General features: G+C 42.0%; 16 protein-coding genes and 1 other RNA gene. 7 read left to right on the top strand and 10 right to left on the bottom strand.

The features are described 5' to 3' along the window. Positions 1-107: 107 nt before the first annotated feature. Entirely contained in the window at positions 108-1,052 is a 945-nt protein-coding gene (locus ACOSVQ_RS00295) for a bile acid:sodium symporter family protein (protein WP_491980620.1), read from the top strand. A gap of 64 nt (positions 1,053-1,116) precedes the next feature. Here ACOSVQ_RS00295 and ACOSVQ_RS00300 read toward each other — a convergent pair whose 3' ends face one another. After that, a complete protein-coding gene (locus ACOSVQ_RS00300) occupies positions 1,117-2,676 on the bottom strand; it encodes an alanine/glycine:cation symporter family protein (RefSeq protein WP_491980621.1) in 1,560 nt (519 codons plus the stop codon). A gap of 340 nt (positions 2,677-3,016) precedes the next feature. Continuing rightward, complete coding sequence (locus ACOSVQ_RS00305) at positions 3,017-4,273, bottom strand: D-amino acid dehydrogenase (protein WP_491980622.1); 1,257 nt, start codon at positions 4,271-4,273, stop codon at positions 3,017-3,019. A gap of 102 nt (positions 4,274-4,375) precedes the next feature. Between ACOSVQ_RS00305 and ACOSVQ_RS00310 the strand changes: the two genes are divergently transcribed. Both ACOSVQ_RS00310 and ACOSVQ_RS00315 read left to right on the top strand, forming a co-directional pair. Next, positions 4,376-5,287 carry a LysR substrate-binding domain-containing protein gene (locus tag ACOSVQ_RS00310; RefSeq protein ID WP_491980624.1) on the top strand — a complete coding sequence of 304 codons (912 nt, stop codon included), beginning with the start codon at positions 4,376-4,378 and terminating at the stop codon, positions 5,285-5,287. 94 nt (positions 5,288-5,381) lie between these two features. Further along, positions 5,382-7,085: a class I SAM-dependent methyltransferase gene (locus tag ACOSVQ_RS00315; RefSeq protein WP_491980625.1), complete on the top strand. Its 1,704-nt coding sequence runs from the start codon at positions 5,382-5,384 to the stop codon at positions 7,083-7,085. A 45-nt stretch (positions 7,086-7,130) separates the two neighbouring features. Here the strand turns inward: ACOSVQ_RS00315 and ssrA are convergent. After that, positions 7,131-7,498: a transfer-messenger RNA gene (ssrA, locus tag ACOSVQ_RS00320) on the bottom strand. A gap of 67 nt (positions 7,499-7,565) precedes the next feature. Then, on the bottom strand, positions 7,566-8,051 hold the full coding sequence (smpB, locus tag ACOSVQ_RS00325) for an SsrA-binding protein SmpB (RefSeq protein WP_112404473.1): 486 nt from the start codon (positions 8,049-8,051) through the stop codon (positions 7,566-7,568). Between the two features lie 171 nt (positions 8,052-8,222). Between smpB and ACOSVQ_RS00330 the strand changes: the two genes are divergently transcribed. Then, the gene (locus tag ACOSVQ_RS00330) at positions 8,223-8,654 is read left to right on the top strand and encodes an SRPBCC family protein (protein WP_102965368.1); all 432 of its coding nucleotides are present in this window, start codon (positions 8,223-8,225) and stop codon (positions 8,652-8,654) included. Then, entirely contained in the window at positions 8,654-8,968 is a 315-nt protein-coding gene (locus tag ACOSVQ_RS00335) for an RnfH family protein (RefSeq protein WP_491980626.1), read from the top strand. Before ACOSVQ_RS00330 ends, ACOSVQ_RS00335 begins: the two co-directional genes overlap by 1 nt. 139 nt (positions 8,969-9,107) lie before the next feature. Here the strand turns inward: ACOSVQ_RS00335 and bamE are convergent, their stop codons facing one another. Both bamE and recN read right to left on the bottom strand, forming a co-directional pair. After that, positions 9,108-9,467 carry an outer membrane protein assembly factor BamE gene (gene bamE / locus ACOSVQ_RS00340; protein WP_491980627.1) on the bottom strand — a complete coding sequence of 120 codons (360 nt, stop codon included), beginning with the start codon at positions 9,465-9,467 and terminating at the stop codon, positions 9,108-9,110. Between the two features lie 152 nt (positions 9,468-9,619). Continuing rightward, a complete protein-coding gene (gene recN, locus ACOSVQ_RS00345) occupies positions 9,620-11,284 on the bottom strand; it encodes a DNA repair protein RecN (protein WP_491980628.1) in 1,665 nt (554 codons plus the stop codon). A gap of 300 nt (positions 11,285-11,584) precedes the next feature. Between recN and ACOSVQ_RS00350 the strand changes: the two genes are divergently transcribed. Beyond that, a complete protein-coding gene (locus tag ACOSVQ_RS00350) occupies positions 11,585-11,737 on the top strand; it encodes a hypothetical protein (protein ID WP_491980629.1) in 153 nt (50 codons plus the stop codon). 61 nt (positions 11,738-11,798) lie between these two features. On the opposite strand, the gene ACOSVQ_RS00355 is transcribed toward ACOSVQ_RS00350, so the two are convergent. From ACOSVQ_RS00355 to nadK, 4 genes are all read right to left on the bottom strand, one after another. Next, complete coding sequence (locus tag ACOSVQ_RS00355; RefSeq protein WP_491980631.1) at positions 11,799-12,182, bottom strand: Rid family detoxifying hydrolase; 384 nt, start codon at positions 12,180-12,182, stop codon at positions 11,799-11,801. 36 nt (positions 12,183-12,218) lie between these two features. Next, the gene (locus ACOSVQ_RS00360; RefSeq protein WP_491980632.1) at positions 12,219-13,433 is read right to left on the bottom strand and encodes an aromatic amino acid transporter; all 1,215 of its coding nucleotides are present in this window, start codon (positions 13,431-13,433) and stop codon (positions 12,219-12,221) included. A 115-nt stretch (positions 13,434-13,548) separates the two neighbouring features. Next, the gene (gene tnaA / locus ACOSVQ_RS00365; RefSeq protein ID WP_491980633.1) at positions 13,549-14,967 is read right to left on the bottom strand and encodes a tryptophanase; all 1,419 of its coding nucleotides are present in this window, start codon (positions 14,965-14,967) and stop codon (positions 13,549-13,551) included. Positions 14,968-15,602: 635 nt separating this feature from the next. Further along, the gene (gene nadK, locus ACOSVQ_RS00370; RefSeq protein ID WP_491980634.1) at positions 15,603-16,487 is read right to left on the bottom strand and encodes an NAD(+) kinase; all 885 of its coding nucleotides are present in this window, start codon (positions 16,485-16,487) and stop codon (positions 15,603-15,605) included. Positions 16,488-16,648: 161 nt separating this feature from the next. Here nadK and grpE point away from each other — a divergent pair, with 161 nt between their 5' ends. After that, positions 16,649-17,260 (top strand): nucleotide exchange factor GrpE, encoded by a 612-nt coding sequence (gene grpE / locus ACOSVQ_RS00375; protein WP_491980635.1) that lies wholly within the window; start codon positions 16,649-16,651, stop codon positions 17,258-17,260. Positions 17,261-17,339 lie beyond the last annotated feature (79 nt).

Consider the following 17,339-nt stretch of genomic DNA (forward strand, 5'->3'; position numbering starts at 1 on the left):
GATATTAGGTCTTTGAGCCTAGTTATCCCTTACCTCTGATTGTTCTCGTATCAGAAGTAGCCATCAGTTGGTCGGGCTTATAAATATAAAATTAAACAGGAATGTATATGTTAAGGATTATCACGCAACTATTCCCTCTATGGGCAATATTGTTCTCTCTATGTGCTTATTTTGTACCAAGTCTATTTGTCGAGCATAAAGGTCAAATTGTCCCTCTTTTAACAATCATAATGTTGGCTATGGGTTTAACGCTAAAACCTAAAGATTTTCTCAATGTTATTCAGAATAAGAAGGCGATTGGTGTTGGTTTAATACTGCAGTTCTCGGTTATGCCGATTGCTGCTTTATTAATTAGCTTACTGCTAGGCTTTGACCCGATGCTCACTATCGGCATGGTCTTGGTTGGCAGCGTCGCTGGTGGAACCTCATCAAACGTTATGTGCTATCTGGCAAAAGGTGATGTGGCTTTGTCGATCACAATGACTTCGATTTCTACTTTGCTTGGTGTAGTGCTGACTCCGCTACTAGTTGAACTACTAGCGGGTAAAGCGGTTGATGTACCTGTAACCAGCATGTTGATGAGTTTGGTGAAAATTGTTCTCATCCCTGTTGCTGGTGGCGTTGTATTGAATGTGTTCTTACGTTCAGTAACTGAGAAAATAGAACCTGTCCTCCCGATTATATCAATGGCAGCTATCGTCTTTATTATTGCTATTGTTGTAGCGTTGAATGCTGGCAATTTGGCGACAATCGGTCCAATCGTAGCGCTTGCGGTTATCTTGCATAATGGGGTAGGTTTGGCTTCTGGTTACTGGATCTGTCGAGTACTTGGTTTCAATGAAACCATCAGCCGTACAGTAGCATTTGAAGTTGGCTTACAAAACTCTGGTTTAGCCACAGCATTGGCGATGAAGTTCTTCACGCCAGCGTCAGCAGTTGCAGGAACTATTTTCTCTATTTGGCATAACTTGTCTGGTTCTTTGTTGGCAGGGTATTGGGCAAAGCGTCCAAATGCTAATGAAGAGATTGTTCAGCAAACCGTGAAAAGTTAAATAGTAATTTTCTCTGCAAATAAAAAGGGTTAGCTAAGCTAACCCTTTTTTAATCACTCTAATCTTAGTTAGATGATTGTTCTGCTGGAGTTCCAGAAACTTGTTCTTTTTCTGAATCAGCTGTTGGAGCTTGACCTGTCTTACGTTTATATTTCTCTTCCCAGTAAGTCGCATTCTTAATGCCTAGTTTAACTGGGTTGAACAGGTATTCTTCGACACCTTGTTTTTGTTGATCTTCATAGTCTTTCAGTGCTGCCATCGTTGGCTTAGACAGGAAGAAAATGATGATGATACCTACGATGTTCAACCAAGCCATCATCCCTACACCAACGTCACCCATTGCCCATGCAAGGTTTGCCGTCTTCACCGTACCGTAAAATACGGTTGCAATGATAACCAGTTTTAGGAAGAACATTAGGCCGTCAACTTTGAAAGTACGACGAATGTAAGCAACGTTAGTTTCTGCAATGTAGTAGTAAGCAAGAATCGTTGTGAACGCGAAGAAGAATAGCGCGAATGCAACGAATGGTTTACCTACGCCTGGCAGTGCACTTTCAATTGCGATTTGTGTAAACGCTGGACCGTTAGCTGCTACATCTGTTGCTAGGTTCTGAACGAGGAACAGACCTTCAGCGCCACCGTGTACGTTGTATGCACCAGTGATAAGAATCATAAATGCTGTTGCAGAACATACTAGTAGTGTATCGATGTAGATAGAGAATGCTTGTACTAGACCTTGCTGAGCAGGGTGTTCAACACTTGCAGCCGCAGCAGCGTGAGGACCTGTACCTTGACCTGCTTCGTTAGAGTAAACGCCACGTTTAACACCCCAACCAATTGCTGCACCAACACCTGCCATAGGAGTAAATGCATCACCGATGATTAGACCAAAAATACGTGGTACTTCACCAATGTTTAGCAGGATGATTACGAATGCTGTCACTACGTAAGCAAGCGCCATGAATGGCACAACAATTTGTGTGAAGCTAGCGATACGCTTAACGCCACCAAAGATGATGAATGCTAGAAGGATTGAAACAATCGTACCAGTAAGAATTTTTGCGAAACTGATTGTACCGATAGCTGTGTCAATCATTGGGCCTGCGCCGAAAGCTGTCTCAACTGCGTTACCAATGCTGTTCGATTGAACACCCGGTAATAGAACACCACAAGCAAAGATTGTCGCGATAGCGAAGATCCACGCGTACCATTTTTGACCCATTGCTTTTTCAATGTAGTAAGCAGGGCCACCACGGAACTCTTGGTTGTCTTCTTCTTTGTAGATCTGCGCTAGTGTTGACTCTGCATAAGCTGTTGCCGCACCGAAGAATGCTACAACCCACATCCAGAAAACTGCACCAGGACCACCAAAGCCGATAGCCGCAGCAACACCCGCAATGTTACCTGTACCTACACGACCAGACAGTGAAACTGCAAGTGCTTGGAATGAAGAGATGCCTTTAGAAGAACTTTTGCCTGAAAGTAAAAGGCGCCACATTTCAAAGAAATGACGAACCTGAACGAAACGAGTAAGAATTGAATAGAACACGCCGGCACCTAGACACAAATAAATTAGTGCTGGGCTCCAGATAATTCCATTTAGAAAATCAACAATTGACTGCATGAGTATTTTCCCTGTTGAGTGATAGTTGTGTTTGTTTTGCGTGTCAGATAATAATCTTTTGTAATGGTAATGTTAACCAAATTATCTCATAGACTTGATTAGTGTGATTTTTCACACGAAATTCTGACTATATACTGTACGATAAACGATAAATTCTATTTTTGGTTAAAGTTTGGTCTTTTATAAATAAGTTATTACTAAAGTAAGAATTATGCATGGCGATGTGAATAAAATTTCACTTTGGAGTTGTGTGGGCTTAAAGGTATTTTGTAGCGGATAATATGTATATACATAAATAAAAAGGGTCTATTTAGACCCTTTTTTAATATTGTTAGTGTTTTTAGCTGTGGTAACGAGAAACGCCTAATCCAGAAATATCTATTTTTGCATCACCATGAGTGATGATGTCAGACAGAATTTGCCCTGAACCACAAGCCATAGTCCAACCCAAAGTACCGTGGCCGGTATTGGTGTATAGGTTTTGAATTGGTGTCGCCCCAATGATTGGAGTGCCGTCTGGAGTCATTGGACGGAAGCCTGTCCAGAATTCAGCTTTACTAAAATCACCACCTTGTGGGAACAGATCGCGAACCACCATCTCAATAGTTTCTTTACGAGCCGTTGGAATTGAAGGATCAAATCCTGCCAGCTCCGCAGTGCCAGCAACGCGAATTCTGTTATCAAAACGTGTTAGTGCAACCTTATAAGTTTCATCCATAACCGTAGAGGTTGGCGCTAAATCTTCATTCACAATCGGTAAGGTTAATGAGTAACCTTTTACTGGATAAACGGGTACATCAACACCTAATGGCTTGAGCATTTGTTTAGAGAAACTACCTAATGCAACCACATAAGCATCAGCTTTTAACAGACCTTTATCCGTTTGGACACTCATGATCTTTTTGCCTTCAATCTCTAGTGATTGAATCTGAGTATCAAATTTGAATTGAACGCCTTGTGACTTGGCTAGTTCTGTTAGCTGCTGACAGAATAAGTAGCAATCACCAGTCTCGTCGTCTGGTAAGTAGAGGCCACCAACAAGTTTGTCTTGCACAGGTGCGAGTCCCGGTTCTTGTTTGATACAAGATGCTACATCCATCAGTTCAAAACGGACGCCGCTTTGCTCCAAAAGCTTCATGTCTTTTTCAATTGAAACAAGCTGCTTTTCATTACGGAAAACTTGTAGCGTGCCTTTCTGACGGCCTTGGTATTCAACGTTGTGGTGCTTTTTAAGTTCATGTAGACACTCACGGCTATGGTTTGCAATGGCAAGCATACGTGATTTGTTAATTTGATAACGAGCAAGTTGGCAGTTCGCCAGCATTTGTGTCATCCATTGAAGCATTTGAGGATCAAGTGACGGCTTCACTTTCAGTGGTGCGTGTTTTTCAAATAACCACTTTATTGCTTTCTGAGGAATACCCGGAGCGGCCCAAGGAGATGAATAGCCATAAGAGATCTGCCCTGCGTTTGCAAAACTGGTCTCTTCTGCACTACGAGGCTGTCGGTCAACTACAGTCACACTATGTCCTGCTTGAGACAAATACCATGCGGATGTTAAACCTACGACACCACTTCCAAGAACAATAACTTCCATTTGAAACTCCTCATTTGTTATAGCGTTAGTTTCTTTGCTTTACCTTTTGTTAACAATCGATAAAAATTATCAGCAGTGTTTAGTAAAACTATAAGCAAAGCCATGTTAAAGAGTTCTCAAGTTTCAGCATTACATACCTTTATGCTTGTCGCACAATACCCGAGTTTCAGTGCGGCAGCGAAAGAGTTGCACATTACGACAGGGGCAATTAGTCAGCAGCTGCTTCAGTTAGAATCGAAAATAGGTTTTAGCCTATTTGAACGCCATTCGCGTGGAGTGAAATTAACTGAGGCGGGAGAGACACTTAGATCGGTTGTTCAACGTAGCTTTCAAGATATTGAAGAATCCTTACATAATTTGGAGCAACGTGAGAACCGCAAAGAGATTCGCTTGAAATTGACCCCTTCGCTGGCTTTCAAATGGTTGTTACCCAAACTGGAAGATTTCTATCACCAATATCCCGAGATTCAAGTGCAGCTATTTGCCGAAGGGGCGCTGGTGGATAGTGAAAGAAAAGACTTTGATCTCGCCATTGACTATGGGCCTTTCCCCTACAACCGCAAAAATTCAGAGCTGTTAATGGCAGAGTCGCTATTGCCTGTAATGAGTCCTTCCTATTTGAAAGCACACCCATGGCTACAAGATATTGGTAACAATGAAAATCATTGGGATGAAGTGAATTTACTTCATGATGCAATGCCGTGGGCGAAAGCCCCAAGAGACTATGAATGGCTCTATTGGGCGTCTGAAATGGGGATTGAAATATCGACCCATAAAGGACATTTCTTTAACCGCACTGATATGGCTATGTCTGCCGCAGAAGCGAATGTTGGCATTGCGATGGCGCGATCTATGCTGCTGCAAAATGAGTTGGAAACAGGCAAGCTTATTTCACCATTCAAGCCAATACTAGCCAACGCAGGGTACTTTTTGATCACTCATAACCCAAATGAAACGACAGCAATTTTCACCCAATGGCTGAAAGAGCAGGTTAAAGGCGACAAGGATGAGTGAGTTGGGTCAAGTTACTTCGTACTTTTATCAAACTTACTCGCCTTCAAAAGAGACTCGAATTATGATTTAGGAAACTGATTTTCAAGTGCTTTTTATGCCATCGTCATCGAACTCTGATTTCTATAATAAGAATGCCGAAGCTCTGTCCTTACAATACGACGCTTTGTCATTTGAGCATGTGCATCAATCATGGTCGCGTTATTGGCCGACGTCTGGCTCTAAAGTTCTGGATTTAGGCGCTGGATCAGGACGTGATTCCAAATGGTTTGAAGAGCATGGTTGTGAAGTATTTGCTATAGAACCAAGTCAAGAAATGAGAGAACTAGGTCAAAAGAAAACAGGGCTCAATGTATCGTGGTTAGATGATTCCTTACCTACACTGTCTAAAACGGAAAGCCTCGGTATCCAGTTTGACTTGATCTTAGTGAGTGCAGTTTGGATGCATATTGCGCCTAGCTATCGAGAACGATCATTTCGTAAGCTTTCAAACCTGTTAGCTCCACATGGAAAATTGGTGATCTCTTTACGCCATGGTGAGTTTAACGACGGTCGTAAAAGCTATGATGTTTCTGTCGTAGAGCTGGAAGAACTGTCGAAAAACAGTGCACTTCATGTCACTCAGATTACAGACTGTGATGACTCTATGAAGCGAGAGTCAGTTTGGTGGCAAACCGTCGTTATGACCCTGCCTGATGATGGATCTGGTGATTTAAACAAAATTCGTCACATCATAGTGAACGACAGTAAATCCGCCACTTATAAGCTGGCTTTGTTACGTACCTTATTGCGAATAGCTGATGCTCACTCAGGGGCTGTCATCGATCGTAGTGATGGTAAAGTTGCGATTCCATTAGGACTTGTTGCTTTGTATTGGATTCGACAATTTAAGCGGCTCATAGATAAAGAAGATATCCAGCAAAACTCGAATGCTTCGATGGGTCTTGGTTTTATTAAACCAGACGGGTGGGAGAGACTTAAGGATTTAAAACTTGGAGCAGATGATCTTTCAATTGGAAGTTTGTTCACTGGAGAGAAAGCAAAAGCTTTTGATAAAACTATAAGAGACAGTCTGGCTACCATTAAAGATGGACCTGTAAAGTTCACATATCAGGGTTCCATTGAGTATCCTCATTTCATTATGGAACGTCAGAAACCAAAGCACTCCGATTCGATTATTGTAAATACTCAGTTTTTGGAAAGTTACGGCAAGTTCGTGCTTGATGAGAGCTTGTGGGATTGCTTTCGTTTATATCACTCATGGATCGAGCCTTTGGTTGTCAATCAGTGGATAAAAGAAATGCAGCGTTTCAAGAGAAACAAAGACCGAGAAATTTCACTGCAAACTTATCATGATTGCTTAGTGTGGATTGATAAAGATCACGACACTAAAGATGTTCGAAAACGTGTTGAACAGCTACGTAAGCAAGATATAGATATTCATAGTGTATGGAGTGGAGATAAGCTCAAAAATGAGTTTCATGTTGATCACTGCTTGCCGTTTGCCTATTGGCCTAATAACGATAAATGGAACTTGTTACCCACAACAACGAAAGAGAATTTGCGTAAAAGCGATAAGGTGCCGACTGCACATCGCTTGCACGACTCAAAACAGCGTGTTCTAGATTGGTGGCAACTGGCTTGGGGCGAAGAGCAGATTTTGAAGTCTCGATTCTTTTCAGAAGCGTCGTTGTCTCTTCCAACACTTCCACTTCAATGTTCTGACTTTGAAGAGGTATTCGAAGCTATGGGACTACAAGTAAAAGGTGTGAAAAGCCGTCTACTTATCAGCGAGTGGTAACAAAAAGGGCGATAACTCTATGAGTTATCGCCCTTTCCAAACGTTTGGTGGAGCTGGGGGGATTTGAACCCCCGTCCGAAAATCATTCACCATTGGTACTACATGCTTAGTCGATCTTTAATTTCGCCACCCACCTGCGAACCGACACGCTAATGAATGACTATCCTGAATTATAATTCGCTGTTCATCTCTCAGGCGGGAGAATCCGAGCTAGCTAGTTTGGGTTTGACTCTTTGTAATTCCCCGTCTTACGAGCGGAAGCTAGGGCAAAGAGGCTCTTAGCAGGGTATTAAGCTGCTAGTGCGTAGTTTTCGTCGTTTGCGACTATTTTTTTGCGGTTTGTTAACGAGGCCTACCGCACCTCGGCATGCACCTCAGACTTCAAAATTCCCGTCGAATCCAGAATCAGCCCCAAGGTTGTTGATGCATAGTACCAGAAAAGCTTTGCCTGTCTAGCGCTGTGCGTCTGTTTGGTCAAGATTAACGCAATGAGCTCTTCATTACGCGTGCTTTTTCTCTCGCCCAATCTTTTTCTTTTAAATCATCACGTTTGTCATGAAGCTTTTTACCTTTCGATACGCCAACTTTGAGTTTCACCCAAGAGCGAGACCAGTAAAGAGACAACGCTGTTAAAGTCATACCTTCGCGGTTAATTCGACCAAATAGGTTATCGAGTTCACGACGACTTAATAGCAGTTTACGAACGCGAGTAGGGTTAGCTACAACATGCGTAGACGCTTGTTGTAGAGGAGTAATTGTCATACCAGAAATAAAAGCTTCTCCGTCACGCATGAAAACGTAGCTTTCAGCGATATTTGCTTTGCCTTGACGAAGAGATTTAACTTCCCAGCCTTGTAGCTCAAGCCCTGCTTCTACTTCATCTTCAATAAAGTATTCATGGCGAGCTTTTTTATTAAGCGCGATAGTGTTGCTACCCGCTTTTGTCTTTGAATTTTTCTTTACCATAGTGGGCGCATTATACGGATTTGGTGATTAGATAGGAAATGCTTTTCTTTGCGTAGCATAAGGTTAAGTGGACTGCCTAACAAGTAGCAATGTGCAGTTACTTGAGGTGACATTAGTATGACAGTACAATCAGCTCTAACCGATATGTCCGGGCAATGATGAGGAGTAAAGATGAAACAAATTAGTCGTTCTGCGTTGGTGTCGTTTAGTGCAGAGCAGATGTTTCATTTAGTTAATGATGTCGCTCGCTACCCAGAGTTTTTGCCAGGCTGCTCTGGTACTCGCGTATTGGAATCTTCTTCAGAGGCTATGGTCGCTTCGGTTGACGTTTCAAAAGCAGGAATAAGTAAAACATTTACAACATCAAACGAATTGCGTCATGGCGAATCAATAATGATGAATTTGGTTGATGGTCCATTTAAGACCTTACGCGGTGGATGGCATTTTACGCCGTTGGATGAGCAGGCTTGTAAGGTTGAATTGAAGTTGGAGTTTGAATTTTCAAGCAAAATGATTGAACTCGCTTTTGGTAAAATCTTTAATGAACTGACCAGTAATATGGTTAACGCATTCACTAAACGCGCAAAGCAGGTTTACGCATAATGAGTATTGAATCCGATATCATCCATGTTGACGTGGTTTATGCTCTGCCGAACGAGCAGCGAGTTTTAAACCTTGTGGTGAGCAACGATATGACCGTAGAAGAGATTATTCAGACTTCCGGTATCTTAGCTTTGTACCCAGAGATTGATTTGAAGGTGAATAAAGTCGGTGTGTTTAGCCGCAATGTGAAACTGGATTCAACCGTTCGTGACCGAGACAGAATCGAAATCTATCGCCCATTATTGGCCGATCCAAAAGAAATTCGCCGTAAACGGGTTGAGCAACAAAGGGCTCAAGCAGCCAATACTAAGTAAAGAACTTAAGTAACCTGACAACATAGATTGAATAATAGAAAAGAGCTTGTGTTAACAAGCTCTTTTTTGCATTTGATGTTGTACAAACATTTTCTTTTCGAAAAATTTAAGTACTCGAAAACTCAATATCTAAAACAGATCAGTTGATGCCTTCGAAAAATGCATCACCAGCTGGGAAGTCACCAGAAACATCAGTCAAAGTTCCCGCAGGATTGAAATTGACGATAAGGTTTTTCTGCTCTGAATCTTTATGACCTTCGGTATGGTGATAGATGTAGTACCAAGTATCAGGGTAACCATTTTCTATCAACATTGGTGAACCGAGAACGAAACGTACTTGCTCTTTGCTCATACCAAATTTCAATTTATTTACGGCTTCTTGTTCAACATAGTTGCCTTGATTGATATCGATTCGATAAACCAATTTTTCTAGTAATGAGCAGCCAGACAAGGTAGTCACTGCTAGGGGAATGGCAATCAGCCATTTGGTAAACTGCATATTCAAACTTCTATAAACCGTAAAACAAAACTCGCAAGATAATAAACAAGCTCACAGCGAATGTAAAAACATCAAATCGCTATGAGCTAGTTGAGACTACGAATTTTGAGTTTGGTTGCAAACAGCAGACAAAAAATCGCTACTTTTGTGTGTTAGGCAGCAATTAGAAGCTCTTTTGCGTTTGCCAAAGTGGATTCAGTAATCTGGCTACCGCCAAGTAGTCGTGCAAGTTCCGATACGCGTTGTTCGTTATCGAGTTTCACCATTTGCGTTTCTGTTTGACCGCCTTTGGTTTGCTTAGCGACAAACATCTGGTTATGACCACAACCTGCCACTTGAGGTAAGTGCGTGACACAGAGTACTTGAGTTGATTCGCCTAACTTTCTCAGCATTTTACCCACTACCGCTGCAGTTGGACCTGAAATACCTACGTCAACTTCATCGAAAATCAAACTTGGTGTATCCACTTTCTGTGCAGTGATCACTTGGATAGCGAGTGATATACGAGATAGCTCACCACCTGATGCTACTTTAGCAATTGGTTGAAGCGGTTGACCTGCGTTAGTTGAAACCAAGAAGGTGATGGAGTCGATACCTAGTGGTGTTGGGTGATCGGATTGGCTGTTAATATCAATTTTAAACTGCGCTTTTTCCATGCTTAATTCGTGCATGCTTTGGCTAATCAGTTTATCCAGTTCTTTGGCATAACGAGTACGTGACTTATTCAGTTTCTCAGCTTGCGATAGAAACTCTTGATACTGTTTTTCAACATCGGCTTCAAGTTCAGATAACTTTTCATCCGAGCTATCAAGCAGCTCAATCTGCTTTAGTAGATCTTGATGATGTTGATACAGATCTTCAGGCAGAACATGATGTTTACGAGACAGAGACATGATTTTTGAATAACGTTCTTCAACGTAAGCCATACGCTCTGGATCAACATCAATATGATCAAGATAAGAACGAAGCTCGTTATTTGCTTCTTCAAGCTGAATAATCGCTTCCGCAATCATGTTAGGCAAAGCAGAAAGAGTACTATCCATCTCAGCTAATTCAATTAAGGTGTGGCTGGTGGATTGCAGTAGGCTTAGCGCATTAACTTCTTCGCCTTCATCGATCAGCGTGATCGCTTTTTGACAGTTCAGCGCAAGGTCACCGCTATTAGATAAACGTTTATGCTCTTGCTCAATCTCGTTGTACTCTTCTTCCCCAATCGAAAGCTCAGTTAGCTCTTTAATTTGGTATTCCAAAAGTTGCAATTGAGCTTGGTTCTGTAGGCGGTTTTCTTTTAGTTGTTTGAGTTGATTATTCGCTTGACGCCAATTTTGATAGCTAACACGAGTGCTTTTCAACAGATTAGTGTGGTTAGCATATTGGTCTAACATTGCCAGTTGCTGTTCTGGTTTCATCAATTGTTGATGAGCATGTTGGCCATGAATATTGATCAGCAATTGACCGAGAGCTTTTAGTTGCGAACCCGGTACAGGGCTTCCGTTGATAAATGCGCGTGAGCGACCGTCTTTAGTGATGGTTCTGCGTAGAATGCAATCTTTGCCATCTAAAAGGTCGTTATCTTCTAACCAGCGCGTTGCATTAATATTGTTATCTAAGATGAATGAGGCGCTGACTTCGGTTTTGTCTTCACCTTGTCGAACCATGCTTGCTTCTGAACGTCCGCCAAGACATAAGCTTAGAGCGTCAATAGCAATAGATTTACCGGCACCAGTTTCGCCTGTAATGGTCGTCATTCCTTGTGAAAGCTCAAGCTGCAAAGATTTCACGATTGCAAAGTTGTTTACGCTTAAATGAGCCAGCATTTTTCATCACCTGTATAGTTAAACAATACTGTATTTTTGAACAGTATATACTGTTTCTTTATACAGTAAAGATAGGTGTTCTAAAAATGTGGAAGGAGAACGAGGTTTAGCTGTGACAAGATTGGTTGGCTATCCCGTTTTTTTAACCAGATATTCCAGACATTGTATAACTCCGCGAGAGCTATATGTTTCAACTAAGTTGGAAAAGTGATTACTAAATGCTCATTAAATAGTTTGACGAAGTTCACAAAAAAGTTAGAATGCGCACCCTGTATAAAATGTGACAAGGCGCAGTAAATCATGAACTCAGCACTAATTTCTATTTTCGATAAGAAGCACTCTTTAGAAAAAAGTAACTCGCAATCTACATTGGCTGACAAACTATCCAGCCTTATGATGTTTGGCGCGACGCTCGCTGTTGTTGGTGTGCTAGGTCTAACGTACATTGCATAAATTCAAATAAAAAAGACGCTTAAAGCGTCTTTTTTATTGCCTAGAGACTAGAGACTAGCGACTATTTGGTTGCTATTACTTCTATTTCCACTTTTGCATCCATAGGTAGCCTTGCTACTTCTACACAAGATCGTGCTGGGAATGATGCGTTGTGACTTTCAAAAAATTCTCCATAGACTTTGTTTACAATTGGAAAATCGTTTAAGTCTTTAACGAACACGGTCGTCTTCACTATGTTGCTAGCGCCTAGCCCTGCTTCTTGAATGATCGACAGCGCATTGTTTAACGATTGTAAGGTTTGCTCTGCTACTTCTTCGGGCATCTGTTTCGTCTCAGGGTTAATCGGTAACTGCCCAGAGGTGATTACCATTGCTCCTAAGTTTACGCCTTGCACATAAGGACCGATTGCTAAAGGGGCTTTCGTCGTATTGAGTATTTCTGCCATCGTATTTCTCGTTATTGTTCGTTTTATAGAATGTTATTAGCCGCTGAAAGTCGGTAAAAGATTCATCATCGACATAAAGTGGAATACAGCAGTTGCGACACCAAACAGGATCAGAGTACCAATCATGGCGTTGCCACCAGGAGCCATAAATCCTTCTTGACCACCTTCAAGCGTGCGAGATTTACGAGCTAATAACGCTGGAATCAGACATGCCCAGATGGTTGCTGCTGCACCTGCATAGCCAATCGCCAGAATGAACCCGAAAGGAAATAGCAGAGAAAGCACAAGTGGTGGAAGGAACGTTGCAACCCAAGTTTTAGTGCGACCTTGTTTGGTGTCTTCAAACTTGAATAGGTCAGCTAGGAAATCAAATACTCCCAAGCCTACGCCGATGAACGATGACAGAATTGCCGCCATTGAGAAGGTGTTGATCGCATTTGATACTTTATCAGAGTCAATAACCGAACCTAGTGCCGCTAATAGAGCTTCTACGTTACCGCCTTGAGCAATTACAGGTCCGAAGTCACTACGTGGAAGGTTACCGTAAATGCTGATCATCCATAGGAAATAAAGGAATAGTGCAATAACAGTACCACCAAGAATGGCGTATTTAGCACGATTCTCACATCCATAGTAAGAGCGCATGCTGGCGACTGAATGGTGATAACCAAACGATGTTAATGCCACAGGTAACATAGCCATCGCATATGGAGCGTAATTTGATTCTTCACTGATGCGGTCAAATAGTACGCTTGCATCGATATTTACAGCTAAACCTGACACACCGAATACGAAACTCAGCACCATAAATGCAATAAGAACAATAGAGATCCTGTCGACTGCTCGAGTAGAGTGCCAAACGAAAAGAGAGAAAACAGCAACAAACAGGACGGAAGCGATTTTGTTGTTAATACCCAACACACCTTCCAAAATTAAGCCTGAAGAGGTGATGTATGCATAAAGTAAGATACCGCCAACAAAGTAAACCGCTAAGTTGTTAATTCGGTTTACATTATCGCCTAGGATATCTTTGGTTACCGTATTAAAAGACACTTTAAGATCGTAGCGTTTGAAGGCTTCTAAAAGCATCCAGCCCGAAAGTGTCATCATGATCATGGTGAAGGTAATTGCGATAAGAGACCACGTTGTCCAAGCGCCAGCTCCTGCACTCGGCAGTCCTAACATACCCGCCCCAACGCAGACGCTTGCAATGATACAAGCACCGCCTACTAAAGATGGATTACTGTTCATAATCGTTACTCTTGTTTAAGTTTCATGTTTGGAAAATAAGCCCGCTAAATTTATAGATTTTGTTTTGCGTGATTTAGAGGGAGTAAGCGCGCCCGAAAGGCGCGCTGGATTCAGGTTATTCCACTTCTTTTAGACGAGCAGTGAAGTGGCGAAGCACTGGTGGCTCGTAAGTGAAGTCGAGTCCTTTAACGTTGTGTGCATTCTCTTTCACTTTCCCAAACGCTTCGATAACGAAGTCCATGTGCGTTTGAGTGTAAGTTGCACGAGGAATAGTTAAACGTAACAACTCGGCAGGGCAAGGGTGTTGTTTACCGGTTGCTGGATCACGGCCCAATAGTAGTGAGCCGATTTCTACAGCACGAATGCCCGCGACTTTGTAAAGCTCACATGCTAGAGCGTGTGCTGGGAATTGATCTGATGGGATATGAGGTAGAAGTTTACCTGCATCAACGAATGCTGCGTGACCGCCTGCTTGCTGACAAACAACACCAATGGCTTCCAATCCATCAACAAGATATTGAACCTGACCGATGCGGTACTCTAGCCAGTCTTGGCGCATACCATCGTAAAGACCAACAGCTAGACGTTCCATCGCGCCGCCTTCAAGACCGCCGTATGTAGGGAAGCCTTCTTGCACCACACAAAGCGTACGACAGTCTGTGTAAACGTCCATCATTGACTCGTCTTTGAAGCACAATAGACCTCCCATTTGAACCATCGCATCTTTCTTCGCCGACATCGCTAAGCCATCGGCGTATTTGTAAGTTTCACGAGTGATTTCTTCGATAGTCCAATCTTGGTAACCCGGTTCACGTTGTTGAATGAAGTATGCGTTTTCTGCAAAGCGAGCTGAGTCCATGATGACTGGAATGTCATAACGTTGAGCAATTTCGTATACCGCTTTTAAGTTAGCGATAGATACAGGCTGGCCGCCTGCGGAGTTACAAGTAATCGTGCTGACAATGTAAGGTACGTTCGCAGGTCCTGCTTCTTCAATTGCCATTTCGAGTTTCGCGATATCAAAGTTACCTTTGAAATCTGCGTTTACTGAAGTATCAAAAGCTTCATCGGTATAAACGTTTTTCGCTACACAGCAGTTCACTTGAGTGTGACCTTGAGTAGTGTCGAAGAAGTAGTTAGATAAAGCGACCATTTTAGAACGATCTAAGCCTTTTTCTTTCTCACGTTTTTTAATCAGTACCGGAATATAGATTTGCTCTGCACCACGGCCTTGGTGAGTTGGGATGGTAAGCTCGTAACCGAAGATGTCTTTTACAGCATTAGCAAGTGCATAGTAGCTGCGGCTGCCACTGTATGCTTCGTCACCCATTAGCATTGCTGCTTGCATTCTTTGAGTAATAGAACCAGTACCACTATCTGTTAAAAGGTCGATAAACACGTCGTCACTGTCTAGTAGGAATGGGTTCATACCTGCTTTAATAATGGCTTCTTCACGATATTCGCGCGTAGTACGTTTTACTGGCTCAACAACACGAATACGGAACGGTTCTGGTAAGTGTTTAAAGTTTTCCATGATAATACCTTTTAATAATTTGATTTTCTTAGGCGATATTATTTTCTGCCCCATATATTTATTTAGGGTGTAAAATACCGCACTAAATAATTAGCGTTAAAATTCGAGTTAAATAAATTCATTCGCGAATAACTAGGCAACAACTTTAATTTAAATAAAGCTGGGCAGAATTATCGAAAACGATAGAATTAGATTTAGTGTTGATTGCCGTTGTTTAATAGATTCGAAAGAATGCTAAAACAACCAAGCAGACTAGGCGTGTGTAAAAGAAGGTAAGATTGAAATTTGATAGTCGTGCGTGTACCAAGCTAGAGAGCTTGACCATAACTTGTCTTGATTTTTTAGAGTTGTACTCATATCCAAATCCGCTGTGAGTTATAGCTGGTTGACTGATGGTTGGATTCTTAACCAAGTCTTTCAATAAGTAAAATGGCTGAAATAATAATTGTGACCAAAGTCCTTAACTTGAATATGGAGTAAATCATACGTCACAATTAAACGAGGTAATAATGAATAACTTTATTGTGAGAAATAAATGAAACGTAAAAATTTAATTAATCTCTAATGAATGTAAGTAAAAATAAGCCCCAACATTATTGTTGAGGCTTATACTTTATTCTATTTAAATGCTTGGTTTAAAAAAGTTTACTCGACCAACCGAGTTTACTTCTTAATACACTGTAGTAACTGTAATCTTTCGGGTGGATAAGCTTTAGCACATTAGGGCTCTGATAAATGATCACCTCATCACCTGGTGATACAGGCAGTGATATTTGTCCGTCACAGCTTACTTCTTGAGTTCCTCGGTTGTCAGGGGAAACCACCAGTTTAATTCGACGCTTTCCATCGACGACTAGCGGGCGACAAGACAACGTATGTGGAAACATAGGTACTAGCGTAATTGCATTGAGGCTAGGGGATACAATAGGGCCACCACCAGAGAGAGAATACGCCGTAGAACCAGTTGGGGTGGATATGATCAATCCGTCAGAGCGCTGAGAGAACGCAAAGTTGTCGTCAATGTACACCTCAAATTCGATCATATGAGCGATTTTACCCGGGTGCAGTACCGCTTCATTGAGAGCTGCGTTATGGCTTTTGATTTGTCCGTGGCGATGAACTTCCGCTTCCAATAAGAAGCGCTCTTCTTCCATATACTCGCCTTCCAACACCGCTTGTAAGCGTGATTGGAAATCTTCAGGGTTTAAATCGGTTAGAAAGCCTAGGTTGCCACGGTTGACACCGATAACGGAAATATCAAAGCGAGATAATACGCGAGCTGCGCCCAGCATATTGCCGTCACCACCGACAACAATCGCAAGGTCTGCCTTTTTGCCAAGTTCGATTAAACTTGAAAAGTGTTGTTGAGGAATATCCGTTAAGATTTCTTTGAGCCTATCGTCAATAAATACGGAATAACCCAGAGTTGTTAACCATTGATACAATTCTTTGTGTGTCTGAATGGCTTGTTGATCTCTTGGCTTACCGATGATGGCGATGACTTCAAATGGTTTTTTCATAAGTTTCCAACTGAATTAGGCTTGAATCAAAATTCTTCATCCCCATAATAAGGGCAAGTTACGCTTTTATGCGAATTTTTGTGTCAAGAACGTAAAAGAGAATTCAGTTCCTTAGCGGTTATTAATCAGAACCCGATAACTGAAGGAATGCAGGAGATATCATGAGCAACGAAGAAAACAAAGTTAAAGATGAAGAGCTGAAGCCAGAAGCGGTTGAAGTTGAAGCTGAAGCTGTCGGCACTGATGCTGATATCGATTGGAACCAAGACGCGCAAGAAGGCGAAGTGCTTGATGAGCAAGAAGCAAAAATTGCTCAGTTAGAAGCAGCTCTATTGGCTAGCGAACAACGTTTGAAAGAGCAGCAAGACAGCGTTTTACGCGCTAAAGCTGAAGTTGAAAACATGCGTCGTCGCTCAGAGCAAGAAGTGGATAAAGCTCGCAAGTTTGCTTTGAACCGTTTTGCTGAAGAATTGCTACCGGTTATCGACAACTTAGAGCGTGCGATTCAAGCAGCTGACGTAGAAAACGAAGCGATTAAACCTGTGGTTGAAGGTGTTGAACTGACTCACAAAACATTCATCGGTGTTGTTGAGAAGTTTGGTCTGAAAGAAATCAACCCTGAAGGTGAAGCGTTCAATCCTGAATTCCATCAAGCAATGTCAATTCAAGAAAGCCCAGATCACGAATCAAACACAGTGATGTTCGTGATGCAAAAAGGTTATGAGCTAAACGGTCGCGTGGTTCGTCCTGCGATGGTTATGGTTGCTAAGTAATCTTACAAACGCATTAGTAAAACGGGAGGCTTGAGCCTCCCGTTTGTTTTGGTGCCGAGTTTTTGTTCAGCCTCAAAAA

This window comes from Vibrio sp. HM8-C (assembly GCF_058630515.1).